This window comes from Streptomyces solitudinis (assembly GCF_036323765.1).
GTDB lineage: Bacteria > Actinomycetota > Actinomycetes > Streptomycetales > Streptomycetaceae > Streptomyces.
On the sequence record NZ_JAZDCW010000006.1, the window covers coordinates 106,043 to 120,376 of the forward strand.

Genomic DNA, 14,334 nt, shown 5'->3' on the forward strand with positions numbered 1-14,334 from the left:
TCCGGCAAGAAGCCGGAGACCCGCCGCACGGACCCGAACGTCCGCTGTACTGCCTGCGCGTGACTGCCTGCGCGTACTGCTTGCGCGCGTACTGCTTACACGTACGGGATCTTCAGGACCGCGGCGTCCGTGCCGGTCTGCACCTGGGAGGTGCCGTGGCCGAGCGCGTTCCATATCTCCAGGCGGACCGTGCCGCCCCTCAGGTCGCCGAGGTTCCCGGTGACCGACTTGGTGCCGACCGCGTGGGTGTACTCCTCCCAGCCCCCGACCGGGTCGGTCGCGAAGTAGCGGAAGGTCTCGGTGCGGTCGAAGGTGCCGTCGCCGGTCAGGTCGTAGCTGACCCGGACCTGCGGGGCGAGCCCGACCCTCGTGCCCGCGTCGACCCGGAGGCGGAAGGTGGTGGCGGCGCCGGAGGCGGCCTTCGCGTTGACCTGCCTGACCTCGTAGACGGTCGGACGGTACGGGGTGCCGTCCCGGTTCACGCCGTCGGCCGAGGCCAGGGTGTCCGCGCCCGCCGGGCCGGTGGTGGCGGTGGTGAGGACGCCGCCGGACCCCAGGCGGAAGGTGTTGCCGGTGGACGGCGGGTCCCCCGGGTCCGGGTCGGTGTCCCCGCCGCCGGTGCCCGTCCCGGTGGCCGTCGAACGGGCCGGCACGGTCAGCTTCCTGCCGTCGGAGAAGGTCACCGTACGGGCGGTGGAACCGTGGTTGTGGGCGGTGTAGGTGCGGACGCCGTCCTTGCTGAAGACGGCCGAGGTGGGCAGGTCGCCGCTCACCGTCATGTCCGGCGCGCCGACCGTGTGCAGCGTGTTGATCCAGTGGTACGTGTGGGCCTTGGACTCGCCCTGCTCCGGGGTGTAGTTCCCGTTCGCCGCGTCCCACTTGGCCTTCGCCGACGCCGGGTCGGCCAGCGCCTCGAACTCCCAGAGCAGGTCGCGCCACTCCTGGGCCGGTCCGCCGTTCTCGCGCTCCATCTCGGCGATGTTCCGCTTGATCGCGGCCTTCTCACGGGCCAGGTGCAGTGACCCGCCCGTCACCGGGAGGACGTTGATTCCGTGGATCTCCTCCGGGTTCGCGGTCCACCAGGTGGAGTACGCGCCACCGCTGCCCCAGACCATGCCGACCGTGTCGTGGCCGAAGGAGCCGGGGAAGACCTGCTGGTCGGCGTCGAACCAGTACTGGGTGATCGCCTCCGACTCCGTCGTCAGCAGGAAGCTGCCGAGGTCGCGCAGGGCGGTGTCACCGGTCGCCGCGCCCCACAGGACGAGCCCGGCGCTGAGGTTGACCGACTCCGAGGAGGACTCCTGGTTGTTGCCCGCCGCGAAGCCCTGGTGGCCGGAGGCCCAGCTGTGGCCCGCGTACACGTCGAAGCCGCGCAGGAACGGGTAGGCCGAGTCGGTGCGGCTGGCGTTGGCGGTGTCGCGGATCAGGTGCTTGACCATGGTGCCCCAGGCCGAGTCGGCGGCCCATGCCTGGTCGTACTGGGCGACGATCGCCGCCGCGTAGACGTAGTAGCTGTAGTGGAAGTGGTGGTCGTTGAGTTCGGTGTCGCTGCCGTACGAGGCCGGGTAGCCGGTGAGGGTCTTCCAGTCCTTGTCGTAGCTGAACTCACTCGCCCCGCCTGCCGTGAACCACTCCTGGAGACGGCCCTTCATCAGCCCGAGGAGCTTGTCGCGGGTGGCGGTCTCACCGATCTGGTCGGCCACGGGTACCAGCTGGGCGAGCCGGCCCAGCGCCTTGCCGGTCCAGTAGGTGTCGGTGGCTCCCGAGAACGGGTCGGAGGCGTTTGCCACCTCGTTGAGGTAGGCGGTCAGCCGCGCCTTGTCGACACCGCTGGAGGCGGGGAGCGCGGGCACGACGCCGCTGCTCTTCTGGCTGGTGGTGAAGGACGCGGACTCACGCACCTTCATCGTGCCGCGCGGCGAGACGTAGGTGTACGGGGTCAGCGGGTCGGTCGTGTGCAGCCACTGGTGGCGGTACAGGGCCTGGAGCGTCCCGCGCTCGGTCCCCTCCATGGCCTCCGTGGTCAGGGTGTAGGTGGCCCGCACGTTGCCGCCGGTGGACTGCCAGGTCACCCGGGAGCCGGTGACGAAGCTGAACGCGTACTTGCGGTACGTCGCCAGCGCGTCGGTGGAGGGCAGGACGGCGAGTGAGAAGTAGTCCCTGGAGCCGAGCCCGGCGGTGATCGTGGAGCCGGAGACGTTCCAGTCGCTGCCGGTCGGGGCGAACAGGGCGTAGTGGTGACCGGCGACGGTGATGCCGAGCACGTTGCCGTTGTCCGCGAAGACGGTGGGCGCGGAGGCGGTGCTGATGCGGGCGTCACCACCGGAGCCCTTGGCGTACACGAAGGGCATGCCGTGGCCGATGGTGGCACGGAAGGTGCGGGAGCCGTCCGCCCAGTAGGGCGTCACGGTCCAGTCGGACCACGCGTCGGCCTTCGTGTCCGGGGAGTTCAGGCCGGTGAGGCCGACGGTGAGGTCGGCCTTGTGGGCGTATTCGTACTGCCGGCCGTCCCCGACGATCGCGGGCGAGGTCGGGTAGCCGACCTCCAGCCCCCCGGACGTGGCCTGGTAGGTGAGCGGGTGCCCGTACATCGGGGTGGAGTACGGGTTGCCCCCGTAGCGCTGGTAGGCGAGCGAGGACCACCAGTCGTTGGTCGGGACCGGCTTGTCCCGCGCGGCGGCGGTGACCTTCGGCGTGATGGGCGCGCCGGTGTTGTTGGTCGGGCCTGACGTGCCGGGGGGCCGGGTGTCGCTGTAGCTGCCGGCACCGGCGGGGACGGTGGCGGCGGCTGCGGGGGAAGCGGCGGGGCCCAGACCCACGGCGGCCACGGCAAGGGACAGGACTGTCGCCGCTACGGGCCTGGAGAGGGAGGCTTGCATGAGCAGCACCTCGTTCTTGGGTGGGGGGAAGAACGTACCTGAGAGCGCTCTCAAGTGCCCTAGAACGTAAAACTCTTGAAATGTAAGCGTCAAGGGATGACGCACACGGACGGCAGATCGGAGGAGAGATGCGCCGCTGTGTGCCCCGGCCGTGACGGAGAGGGAGCACGCGGGGCGCTCCGGACGGCCGGGAGAGCGCTCTTGCCGACCCGGCGCGGTCCCGTCCGGCCCGGCGCGGCTCTGTCGTCCGACGGGCGGTGCGCGGATGAACTCCCCGCTTCCCGCCGGGCTACGCTGAACGCCATGACTCCGGAGGAACCACGGGCCGAGCACGCGGCAGGTGTACGGGTCCTCCTCGCCGACGACGAGCACCTGATCCGGGGGGCCCTGGCCGCGCTGCTGGCGCTGGAGGAGGACCTGACCGTCGTCGCGGAGGCGGCGTCCGGGCCCGAGGCGCTGGCCATGGCGCGGGCCCACCGGCCCGACGTGGCGGTGCTCGACCTCCAGATGCCCGGCACCGACGGGGTCGGCGTCGCCGCCGCGCTGCGGACGGAGCTGCCCGGCTGCGCCACGATGATCGTCACCGGGCACGGGCGGCCGGGCCACCTCAAGCGGGCGCTGGCCGCCGGGGTGCGCGGCTTCCTGCCCAAGACCGTCTCCGCGCAGCGGCTGGCGGAGATCATCAGGACCGTGCACGCCGGAGGCCGGTACGTGGACCCGGAGCTGGCGGCCGACGCGATCAGCTCCGGCGACTCGCCGCTGACGGCCCGCGAGGCGGAGCTGCTGGAGCTGGCGGCCGACGGGGCGCCCGTCGCGGACATCGCCCGCCGCGCCGCGCTGGCCCAGGGGACGGTGCGCAACTACCTGTCGTCCGCCGCGGCGAAGCTCGGGGCCGAGAACCGGCACGCCGCCGTCCGCGTCGCCAGGGAGCACGGCTGGCTGTGAGCCCCGTCCCCGCCGGGCGGGGCGGCCGGTGCGTCTGGCCGGGCGGCGGGGTGGCCGGGCCGGGCGGCTATACTCTGCGGTGCACCGCGCGGGCCGCCCCCGGGGAGCCGGGCAGCCGGTGCAGTGCGGACGTAGCTCAGTTGGTAGAGCGCAACCTTGCCAAGGTTGAGGTCGCGAGTTCGAGCCTCGTCGTCCGCTCCGTCCGAAGGGCCCCGGTCACTGGCCGGGGCCCTTCGTCCTGTGCGCTCCGGCCATTACGCTGGGTCGCCCGCACCGTTGCCCGCTGCTGTGCCTGGAGGCTTGAGTTGGCCTGCGATCTCTGGCTGGTCCCCCTCGTCGACGTGCTGTGCCACAGCCCCGACAACCCGTTGGCCGACGAGATCGCCGCCTACGACAAGGCGCTGCACGAGGCCGGGCTGCCGTCCGTTCCCGTGCACGGCTACATGCCCGGCCTCTCCGGCGACGTGGCCCCGGTGGCCGGGTTCGACTACGACGCGCTGCACCTGCTGCGGCGCGCGCACCTGCTCCGGCTCTGCGGGCTGGAGGTGCTCCCGGTGGACGCGCTCGGCAGCGACTACGAGCAGTTGCTGGAGATGTTCGAGCCGACGGCCCAGCAGTCCCACCTGGTGTGGCACTACGACCACGCGGGCGCGTACGTGCCGGTGGACTTCGCGGTGCCGCTGGCGAACCAGGAACTGCTCGCCGGGGGCGGGCCGCTGGGCTCCAGCCACGGACTGCTGCGCGAACTCCAGTCCGTCGCGCCCGCCCTGGGGATCGACCCGCTCAACCCGCCGCCCGCGCCGCCGGCTCCGGCCGGACCGACCGAGCTGGACGAGCCCGCCGCGCCGGCCGCCGACCCGCACGGCCCCTTCGCCCGCGAGCGGCACGTGTGGCTCGGCCTGCACGCGGCGGTGACCCGGAGCCTGGCGCAGGGATCGATGATCGTCTTCTCCTGAGCCGGGCCACCGGCGTCCGGAACCCGGGCCCGCCCCGGACCCCCGGACGCCGCCGGGCCCGCCCCGGACGCCGCTCCGGGAGCGGCCACCCGCCGGGACCGACGTGCGGGCCCGTGCGGTCAGCGCGGGCTCTCCGGGGGGCGCTGGCGCGGCATGTTGGGGCGGGCGCTCGGCGGTGGCGTGGGGAAGCGCGGGTAGCCGGACACGGAGCCGCCACCCGGCTCGTCGCGGTGCGGCGCCGCCGTGGACTGGGTCAGCTGCGGCACCGGACCGGCGCGGAAGGCCACCATCCAGTCGGCCGTCTCCGCGCGCACCAGCTCGGTGACGTCCTCGCTGAAGCGCCGCAGTATGGTCAGGCAGCGTTCGGCCGCCTCACCGGCGGTGCCCTCGGCCGGGCCCAGCACCTCCCGCACGGCCTCCGTCGCCCAGTCGTACTGGAGCGCCTCCAGCCTGCGCTGCAACGCCTGCGCCGTGGCGACGTCCCGCATCCAGCCCGCCGTGCACCCGAACCAGCGGTCCACGCCCAGGCCCGCGGCGGCGGCGAGCAGCGACACGAAGCCCCACACCGCCGTCCCCGGGAACGCCCCGGTCAGCTCCAGGGCGGGCAGGACGGCGCCGCCCGCCGCACCGGCCGCCGTGACCGCCCGCAGCAGCCGGGCGCACCGGCGCTTCCCGCCGCGGTCGGCCACGTACCAGGCGACCGCGCGCAGCGCGCCCTCCTCCACCCACTGGTACAGCTCGTCGAGCCGCTCGGCCGGCTCCCCCCAGTCCCCCAGCGGGAAGGTGCGTCCGAGCAGATCGCCCCGGCCCTCCCGCCCGCCACCCCCGGGCTGCATTTCCGGCTGACTCACCTGCCCACTCCCTACGAACGGCCGCACACGGACCACGCAAAGCACCCATTCCTACCGGCAACCGGGCCGCCGTTCGGCCGCTTCGCCGTCCCATCCGCCCGGAAGTGGCCCGTCCCCGGGCGGAGCGGTCCGTCTGTCCTCACCCGAAAGAGTGGCCGCACACGGTGTGGTGCACCGTCCGCCCCGCACCGCCGCCGTGCGGGCGCGGGGCCGGTGCGCGCGGGCCCGCCAGCCGCCCGCCGTGCCGGTGCCGTCTGCTCCGTGGACCGGACGGAGCCGCGGGGGCCGGGCCCACTAGGCTTCCGCCCGTGAAGGTCCTCGTCATCGGCGGCGGCGCCCGCGAACACGCCCTGTGCCGCTCCCTCTCCCTCGATCCCGACGTCACCGCGCTGCACTGCGCCCCCGGCAACGCCGGGATCGCCGAGGTGGCGACCCCGCACGCGGTGGACGCCCTGGACGGCGCGGCCGTCGTGGCGCTGGCCGCCCGGCTGGGCCTGGGCGGTGACGACCTGGTGGTCGTCGGCCCCGAGGCCCCGCTCGTGGCCGGCGTGGCCGACGCCGTGCGGGAGGCGGGCGTCCCCGTCTTCGGCCCCTCGGCGCCGGCGGCGCGGCTGGAGGGCTCCAAGGCGTTCGCCAAGGACGTCATGGCCGCCGCGGGCGTGCCGACCGCGCGGGCGTACGTGTGCACCACGCCGGACGAGGTGGACGAGGCGCTGGACGCGTTCGGCCCGCCGTACGTGGTGAAGGACGACGGGCTGGCCGCGGGCAAGGGCGTCGTCGTCACCGGGGACCTGGCCGCCGCCCGCGCCCACGCGGTGGCGTGCGAGCGGGTCGTGATCGAGGAGTTCCTCGACGGGCCGGAGGTGTCCCTGTTCGCGGTCACCGACGGCACGTGCGTGGTGCCGCTCCAGCCCGCGCAGGACTTCAAGCGGGCCCACGACGGGGACGAGGGCCCCAACACCGGCGGCATGGGCGCCTACTCGCCGCTGCCCTGGGCCGACCCGAAGCTCGTGGACGAGGTGCTGGACACCGTCCTGCAGCCGACGGTGGACGAACTGCGCCGCCGGGGCACGCCGTTCAGCGGGCTGCTGTACGCCGGGCTGGCGGTGACGTCGCGCGGGGTGCGGGTCATCGAGTTCAACGCCCGGTTCGGCGATCCGGAGACGCAGGTGGTCCTGGCCCGGCTCCGGACGCCGCTGGGCGGGCTGCTGCGCGCCGCCGCCACCGGGCAGCTCGCGGAGTTCCCGCCGCTGCGCTGGAGCGAGGGCTCGGCCGTCACCGTGGTGATCGCCGCGAAGGACTACCCGGCGGCACCGCGCACCGGCGACCCGGTCGGCGGGCTGGAGGCGGTGGCCGCGCAGGACGCGCCGGACGCGTACGTGCTGCACGCGGGCACCCGCAGGGACGAGGAGGGGCGGGTCCTCAGCGCGGGCGGCCGGGTGCTGTCGGTGACGGCGGGCGGCGCGAGCCTGGCCGCCGCCCGGGAGCGCGCCTACCGGGCGGTGGGCCGCCTCTCGCTGGAGGGATCGCACCACCGCACCGACATCGCCCGGCGGGCGGCGGAGCAGGAGAAGACCGGCGAAGCCGGGTAGCCGGGGAGGACGCGGCCCCAATCGGGGCACCTCCGGCAGCCCCTGAAGCGCAAGACCTCTACCCAAAGCCATTCCATCGAGTGACCGTTTCCGGGACCGGCTGACGGCCGCACGACGCGGCACTAGGGTTCCGCGCGGCGGCCTGGAACCGCTGTGACCACGATGAACGCGTGGTTCCAGCGCGTTCCGGCGGCGTCGGTCGTCTGGCCCACCGCACCTTGCGGAGTCGGTGCCCGGTGCGACAGTGGTGGGAAACCCGGGCACGTCGATGCGGCAGGGGGTGAGGTCCATGGCAGCCGTGGATGCGAACAGGTCCAGGACGGCACGGGGCCACGCGCTGGCCGTGCTGCGCGTGCGCGGGACGGCGTTCGCCGTGGCGCTGCTCCCGGCGGCCGCCGCCGTCCTGGTGGTCGCCGGCACCGCGAGCGGGCACCTGGGGCCCGGCTGGGCGTGGCTGCGGCTGCCGCTGGCGCTGCTGGCCGCCGTCGTGCTGGCGGTGGCCGCCGTCGCCACCGCCGCCGTCGCCCGGGCCCGCACGGCCATCTCCCCGACGGTTCCCGTGCCCGAGCGGGACGCGCCCGAGCTGTACCGCCTCGTGCGGGATCTGGCCGACCGGCTGGACGTCCCCGAGCCGTCCGCCGTCGCGCTCACGCCCGACTGCGACAGCTGGCTGGAGGAGCCCGGGCGCTCGGGCACCGCCCCGCCCGTCCTCGTCATCGGCTCGCCCTTCCTGTGGTGGATGCGGGTGGCGGAGCTGCGCGCCCTGCTGGCCCCCGTCGTCGCGGGCACCGGCCCGTCCGCCCATCCGGACATCGCCGCCGCGCGGCGCTTCCTGCGCGCCCTGGACGCCGCCGCCGCGCAGCCGCGCACCGGTCCGCTGGCGCGGCTGCTGCTGCGGGCCGCTGGCGGGCACGCCGCCGAGATGGAGCGCCTGGTGGCCACCGCCGCGTCCGCGCGCGCCCAGAGCGTGGACCACGGGCTGCGGCTGCTGGCGCAGGAGCAGGTGGGCCTCGCGTACGCGGGCTGGGACCGCCTGCTGACCCGCGTCGCGCTGCCCGCGTGGCGCACCGGGCGCTGGCCCTCCCGGCTGGACGCGGGCGTCGTCTCCGCGCTGAGCGAACTGTCCCGCCGGGACCGGCTGGCCGACGGCTTCACCTCGCGGCTGGGCGACCGGCCCGCCTGCGACCTGCTGGAGGAGCCGGGCACGGTGGACGCGCAGGTCTCGCTGCTGGCGGCACGGCTGTTCTACGGGGGCCCGGCGGAACCGGGCCCCGACTGGGCGCCGGTGGACTGGTCCGCCTACCCCGAGGAGGTGGTGGACCGCGGCTGGCGCACCGAGGCGGCCCGCCTCTTCGGCGCGCTGGACGCCACCGAGGGCGGCGCGGAGCCCGCGCAGGCCCGGCACGAGCGGCCCGGCTGGGGCCGTCCGACGCTCTCCCGGGTGATGGAGCGGCTGGCCGTGCGGGAGGACCGGGGCACGCTCGCCGCGCGGATCAGCGCGGACGCCGCCCGCGCGGAGCGCGACCGGCCCCCGCCGCCGCCCGGCAGCGGCGGGCTCATACCCGGCGAGCCGGTCGTCCCGGCCTTCCCGGCCGTAGGGGCGCGCGGCTCCCGGGAGCTGCTGGCCGACCACGTCGCGGCGGCCGTCTGCTGCGCCGCCGTGGACACCGGCAGCGCGGCCCCCGGGCTCGACTGGCTGGACGGCCCGGCGCTGCTGGTCGGCGGCGAGCGCCGCACGGATCTGCGGCGGCCGGTGCTGGCGCTGGCGGAGGACGGCGACGCCGGGCCGCTGCGGGCGTGGCTGGCCGCCGTGGGCGTCCGCCCCGACAAGCCGGTGCGGCTGGTCTAGGGCGGCCGTCTCCCGGCCCCGGGCGGTGACTGACGGGCGGTGGCTGCCGCCGTCCGGCCGCGGGCGCCTGCCACAGCAGACCCCGAAGAAGGCCGGGCCGACGCGGAGGCGAACCGTTTCTCGACGAAGGGTGACGGGATCACTGCGCCATGTGATGTGCTGTACCCCCGTGCTTCCGGGGGACGTACGGACGCAGGGAGGGGAGCGAGAGGTGAGCACGCGACAGATCCGGCGGTGGGAGTCGGGCGCGCTCGCGCACGCCGTGACGGACCCGTTCGGCCAGGGTCCGCTGCCGTGGCTGCGCGGGAGCGAGCACTACTTCGACAGCGGCCGGGTCGTCCCCTGGTACGTGGACAGCACCACGCTCGCCGCCGACGGGCGCATCCTGCCCGCCCCGCGCTGCGGCGGGGCCAGCACCACCACGACGGCCGACGACGTGGGCTGCCAGATCAAGGGCTTCGCCTCCACCGGCTCCGTGGCCCCCGGCGAGTCCATCGACTTCCGGATCACCGTCAACCCGCCGCAGCGGTTCGGCGTGGACGTCTACCGCATCGGCCACTACGGCGGCGCGGGCGCCACGAAGATCACCACGAGCCCCCGGCTGTCCGGCATCGTGCAGCCCGAGCCGATGGCCGCCGACCGGACGGTCTCCTGCCACCACTGGTGGCTGTCCTGGCGGCTCCAGATCCCGGCCGACTGGAGCACCGGCGCGCACGTCGCCGTGCTGACGACCGACGACGGGCACCGCTCGCACATCCCGTTCACCGTGCGCGACACCCGCGCCGCCGACCTGCTCCTGGTCATCCCGGACCTGACGTGGCAGGCCTACAACCTCTTCCCCGAGGACGGCCGCACCGGCGCGAGCCTGTACCACGCCTGGGACGAGGGGGGGCGGCTGCTCGGCGAGGAGGAGGCGGCCGTCACGGTCAGCTTCGACCGCCCCTACGCGGGCGCGGGCCTGCCGCTGCACGTCGGGCACTCCTACGACTTCGTCCGCTGGGCCGAGCGGTACGGCTACGACCTCGGCTACGCCGACGCCCGGGATCTGCACGCCGGGCGCGTGGACCCGGCGCACTACCGGGGCGTCGTCTTCGCCGGGCACGACGAGTACTGGACGGTACCCATGCGCCGGGCCGTGGAGCGGGCCCGGGACTGCGGCACGTCCCTGGTGTTCCTGTCGGCCAACACCATGTACTGGCAGGTCGAGCTGGGGCCGCTGCCCTCGGGCGAGCCCGACCGGCTGCTGACCTGCCGAAAACGCCACGGCCCGGGGCGGCCCGCGCTGTGGCGGGAGCAGGGCGAGCCCGAGCAGCAGCTCCTGGGCATCCAGTACGCGGGGCAGGTGCCCTCACCGTCCCCGCTGATCGTCCGCAACGCCGGGCACTGGCTGTGGCAGGCCACCGGCGCGGGCGAGGGCGACGAACTGCCGGGCCTGGTGGCGGGCGAGGCCGACCGCTACTACCCGCGCGCCCCGCTCCCGCCCCACACCGACCGCATCCTGCTGGCGCACTCCCCGTACCAGGACGCGGGCGGCGCCCGCCGCCACCAGGAGACGTCGCTCTACCGGGCGCCGAGCGGGGCGCTCGTCTTCTCCTCGGGCACCTTCGCGTGGTCCCCCGCCCTGGACCGCCCCGGGCACGTGGACGAACGCGTCCAGCAGGCGACGGCGAACCTGCTGGACCGTATCTGCAAACGGGACTGACCCGGATTCGGCACCCTCCGGCCCCGGCCCCCGCGCGCCGCCCCGCGGGCGTACGGGACAATCGGTGCTGTCGTCGCACTCTCCATGGAGGACTGGTGTCCGGATTCGTCGAGAAGCCCGAACCCGCGCAGGTGCCGGGGCTGGTGCATCTGCACACCGGCAAGGTGCGTGACCTGTACCGCACCGCGGACGGCGAGCTGGTGATGGTGGCCAGCGACCGCGTCTCCGCCTACGACTGGGTGCTGCCCACGGAGATCCCCGACAAGGGCCGCATCCTCACCCAGCTCTCGCTGTGGTGGTTCGACCAGCTCGCCGACCTGGTGGCGGGCCACGTCCTGTCCACCGAGGTGCCCGAGGGCGCGCCCGCGAGCTGGGCGGGCCGGGTCATGGTGTGCCGGCCCCTGTCCATGCTCCCGGTGGAGTGCGTGGCACGCGGCTACCTGACGGGTTCGGGTCTCGCGGAGTACGAGACCTCCCGCACGGTCTGCGGTCTGGCGCTCCCGGAGGGCCTGGTGGACGGCTCGGAGCTGCCCGCGCCGATCTTCACCCCGGCGACGAAGGCCGAGGTGGGCGAGCACGACGAGAACGTGCCGTACGAGGAGGTCGCCCGGCGGGTGGGCGCCGAGACGGCCGCGCGGCTGCGCCAGCTCACCCTGGCGATCTACAGCCGGGCCCGGGAGACGGCGCGCGAGCGCGGCATCATCCTCGCCGACACGAAGTTCGAGTTCGGCTTCGCCTCGGCCGCGTCGGACGAGGGCAGGCTGATCCTGGCCGACGAGGTGCTGACGCCGGACTCCTCCCGGTTCTGGCCCGCCGAGGAGTGGCAGCCGGGCCGGGCGCAGCCGTCCTACGACAAGCAGATCGTCCGCGACTGGCTCGGCGGCCCGGAGTCGGGCTGGGACCGCCACGGCGAGCAGCCGCCGCCCGCGCTGCCGGACGCGGTGGTGGAGCACACCCGGCGCCGGTACGCGGAGGTGTACGAGCGGCTGACGGGCGTGCCCTGGTCCTGAGCGGGCCCGGCGCCGCGCCACGCCGGCGCGCGGCGCGGCCGGTGCCCGCCGTCAGGCCGGGTCGCCGGGCGGGTCCGCCGGGCGGGGGCGGGCGGCGGGCGGCGCCACCAGGGACCGCACGACGGTGAGCGAGTGGTCGTTGTACGCGGTGACGATCCGCTCGACGGCCACCGCGTCGCGGGCCTCCACGGCCGCGACGAGGTCCAGGTGCCCCGCCCACAGCAGCCCGGCCACGTCCCGCCGGGCGCGCAGGTGGGGGACGGCGAAGACCCAGGAGTGGACGCGCACCCGGTCCAGGAAGTCGGAGACGTAGGAGTTGCCGACGAGTTCGCCCAGCTCCCGCCAGAACCGCAGGTCGTAGCCGATGAGCACGTCGAGGTCCCCGGCGAGGGCGGCCCGGCGGGCGGCCACGGCGCGGCGCCGCACGGAGGACAGCGCGTCCTGCCGCTCGCGGGAGGCCGCACGCGCCGGGGAGAGGCTTCCGTGGCCCCCGGTGCGGAAGACGCCCTTGATGACCAGGGTGCGGGCCTCGATCATGGCGACGAAGTCGTCGAGGGTGAACTCGTGGACCCGAAAGCCCCGGTGCTGGTCGGCGTCCAGCAGGCCCTGGGCGGTCAGGTCGACCAGGGCCTCGCGCACCGGCGTCGCCGAGACGCCGTACTGCTCGGCGATCTCCTTGACGGTGAACTGCCGCCCCGCCGGGAGCCGCCCGGCCAGCACCTCGTCGCGCAGCGCGTCCGCGAGCTGCTGGCGCAGGGTGCTGCGGGTGATGGCGGGCATGGGAGCGTTCTCCTTCGGGGGTACGGCCCCACACCCTACGACGGGGCGGCGGTGTGGGCGTCGGCCACGGTCAGGGCCTCGTCCAGGATCGCCAGGCCCTCTTCCGCCTCGGCCTCGCTCATCGTGCACGGCGGGACGACGTGCAGCCGGTTCATCACGGTCAGCGGCCACAGGCCCCGTTCCCGGCAGGCGGCGGCGAACGCGGCCATGGGCCGGTTCGCGTCCCCGGCCGCCTGGTAGGGCACCAGCGGTTCGCGGGTCTCCCGGTCGCGGACGAGTTCCAGCGCCCAGAAGACGCCGGTGCCGCGCACCTCGCCGACCGAGGGGTGGCGCTGGGCCAGCGCGCGCAGCCCGGGGCCCAGCACCGTCTCGCCGAGGTGCGCCGCGTGCTCGACGACGCCCTCCTCGGCCATGGCGCCGATCGTGGCGACGGCGGCGGCGCAGGCCAGCGGGTGCCCGGAGTAGGTGAGCCCGCCGGGGTAGGGGCGCTCCTCGAAGTCCGCGGCGATGCGCGCGGAGAGGGCGACGCCGCCGAGCGGGACGTAGCCGGAGTTGACGCCCTTGGCGAAGGTGATGAGGTCGGGCGTGACGTCGTAGTGGTCGAGGGCGAACCAGCGCCCGGCCCGGCCGAAGCCCGCCATGACCTCGTCCAGGACGAGGACGATGCCGTACCGGTCGCACAGGGCGCGCACCCCGGGCAGGTAGCCGGGCGGCGGGACCAGGACGCCGGCGCCGCCGGGGATGGTCTCCAGGATGACGGCGGCGATGGTCTGCGGCCCCTCGAAGACGATCGTCTCCTCCAGGTGCGCCAGCGCCCGTTCGCACTCCTGGGCCTCGTCCGCGGCGTGGAAGGACGAGCGGTAGAGGAAGGGGCCCCGGAAGTGGACGACTCCGGCGGTGCCCGTGTCGCTGGCCCAGCGGCGCGGGTCGCCGGTGAGGTTGATCGCGGTGGAGGTGGCGCCGTGGTAGGAGCGGTAGGCGCTGAGCAGCTTGGGGCGCCCGGTGTGCAGCCGGGCCATGCGGACGGCGTGCTCCACCGCCTCGGCACCGCTGTTGGTGAAGAACACCTTGTCCAGGTCGCCGGGGGTGCGTTCGGCGACGAGCCGGGCGGCCTCGGAGCGCACGTCCACCGCGAAGCCGGGGGCGACGGTGCACAGGCGGGCCGCCTGCTCCTGGATCGCGGCGACCACCTTCGGGTGCTGGTGGCCGATGTTGGCGTTGACCAGCTGGGAGGCGAAGTCGAGGTAGCGGTTGCCGTCATAGTCCCAGAAGGCCGAGCCGGCCGCGTGGTGCACGGGGAGGGGATCGATCAGGCCCTGCGCCGACCAGGAGTGGAAGACGTGGGCGCGGTCGGCGGCCTTGACGGCGGCGGCGTCCGCCGGGCCGTCGCCGCCGGTCTCACCGTGGAGGGATGCGCTGCTCATCGTTGCCGTTCCTCACCGCTCGCCGGTCCGGGCCGTCAGCCTATCGGGGCACCCTGGGCGCGCGGCGGGTCCCGCGTTCCCTTTCGTTCACTCGCACGGGGCGTGCGGCGAACACCTGCCCGTTACCCTGCTCGCATGGAGCCGCGGGACAGCGAGGCCGGGGAGCCACCGGAGGACCGCGAGCCACCGCGGGACCGGGAACCGCCGCGGGACGGGGCGGGCCGGGACGGCCGCTCGCCGGGCTGGGTGCTGGTCACCGTGCTGGCCCTCCTCGCCCTGTTCACCTCGCTGCTCGCCGCCGTCTCGCTGGTGCAGGAGGGCTTCACGCGCTGACGCCGCCCGGTCG

Annotated in this window: 11 protein-coding genes and 1 tRNA gene; 8 read left to right on the forward strand and 4 right to left on the reverse strand. The window is 75.0% G+C overall.

What is annotated here, in order from left to right; translation table 11 throughout:
* Positions 1-95: 95 nt before the first annotated feature.
* Complete coding sequence (locus tag V1J52_RS17025) at positions 96-2,828, reverse strand: glycosyl hydrolase (RefSeq protein ID WP_330140692.1); 2,733 nt, start codon at positions 2,826-2,828, stop codon at positions 96-98.
* Positions 2,829-3,182: 354 nt separating this feature from the next.
* Here V1J52_RS17025 and V1J52_RS17030 point away from each other — a divergent pair, with 354 nt between their 5' ends.
* The 3 genes from V1J52_RS17030 (at position 3,183) to V1J52_RS17040 (ending at position 4,780) form a co-directional block, all read left to right on the forward strand.
* Complete coding sequence (locus V1J52_RS17030) at positions 3,183-3,824, forward strand: response regulator (protein WP_330140693.1); 642 nt, start codon at positions 3,183-3,185, stop codon at positions 3,822-3,824.
* Between the two features lie 125 nt (positions 3,825-3,949).
* Positions 3,950-4,022 (forward strand) — tRNA-Gly (locus tag V1J52_RS17035).
* Between the two features lie 107 nt (positions 4,023-4,129).
* Positions 4,130-4,780 carry a putative DNA-mimic protein gene (locus tag V1J52_RS17040; protein ID WP_330140694.1) on the forward strand — a complete coding sequence of 217 codons (651 nt, stop codon included), beginning with the start codon at positions 4,130-4,132 and terminating at the stop codon, positions 4,778-4,780.
* 119 nt (positions 4,781-4,899) lie between these two features.
* Here the strand turns inward: V1J52_RS17040 and V1J52_RS17045 are convergent, their stop codons facing one another.
* Complete coding sequence (locus V1J52_RS17045; RefSeq protein WP_330140695.1) at positions 4,900-5,631, reverse strand: SLATT domain-containing protein; 732 nt, start codon at positions 5,629-5,631, stop codon at positions 4,900-4,902.
* A gap of 308 nt (positions 5,632-5,939) precedes the next feature.
* On the opposite strand from V1J52_RS17045, the gene purD reads away from it, so the two are divergent.
* The 4 genes from purD to V1J52_RS17065 all read left to right on the forward strand — a co-directional run bounded on the left by purD (position 5,940) and on the right by V1J52_RS17065 (position 11,784).
* Complete coding sequence (purD, locus tag V1J52_RS17050; RefSeq protein WP_330140696.1) at positions 5,940-7,223, forward strand: phosphoribosylamine--glycine ligase; 1,284 nt, start codon at positions 5,940-5,942, stop codon at positions 7,221-7,223.
* A gap of 289 nt (positions 7,224-7,512) precedes the next feature.
* Positions 7,513-9,072 (forward strand): hypothetical protein, encoded by a 1,560-nt coding sequence (locus tag V1J52_RS17055; protein ID WP_330140697.1) that lies wholly within the window; start codon positions 7,513-7,515, stop codon positions 9,070-9,072.
* Positions 9,073-9,283: 211 nt separating this feature from the next.
* A complete protein-coding gene (locus tag V1J52_RS17060) occupies positions 9,284-10,774 on the forward strand; it encodes a N,N-dimethylformamidase beta subunit family domain-containing protein (RefSeq protein ID WP_330140698.1) in 1,491 nt (496 codons plus the stop codon).
* A gap of 95 nt (positions 10,775-10,869) precedes the next feature.
* Positions 10,870-11,784 carry a phosphoribosylaminoimidazolesuccinocarboxamide synthase gene (locus tag V1J52_RS17065; protein WP_330140699.1) on the forward strand — a complete coding sequence of 305 codons (915 nt, stop codon included), beginning with the start codon at positions 10,870-10,872 and terminating at the stop codon, positions 11,782-11,784.
* 51 nt (positions 11,785-11,835) lie between these two features.
* Here V1J52_RS17065 and V1J52_RS17070 read toward each other — a convergent pair whose 3' ends face one another.
* The gene (locus tag V1J52_RS17070) at positions 11,836-12,564 is read right to left on the reverse strand and encodes a GntR family transcriptional regulator (protein ID WP_330140700.1); all 729 of its coding nucleotides are present in this window, start codon (positions 12,562-12,564) and stop codon (positions 11,836-11,838) included.
* Between the two features lie 35 nt (positions 12,565-12,599).
* Positions 12,600-13,988, reverse strand: coding sequence for an aspartate aminotransferase family protein (locus V1J52_RS17075; protein ID WP_330140701.1), 1,389 nt, complete (start codon positions 13,986-13,988; stop codon positions 12,600-12,602).
* A gap of 135 nt (positions 13,989-14,123) precedes the next feature.
* Between V1J52_RS17075 and V1J52_RS17080 the strand changes: the two genes are divergently transcribed.
* Positions 14,124-14,321, forward strand: coding sequence for a hypothetical protein (locus tag V1J52_RS17080; protein WP_330140702.1), 198 nt, complete (start codon positions 14,124-14,126; stop codon positions 14,319-14,321).
* Positions 14,322-14,334 lie beyond the last annotated feature (13 nt).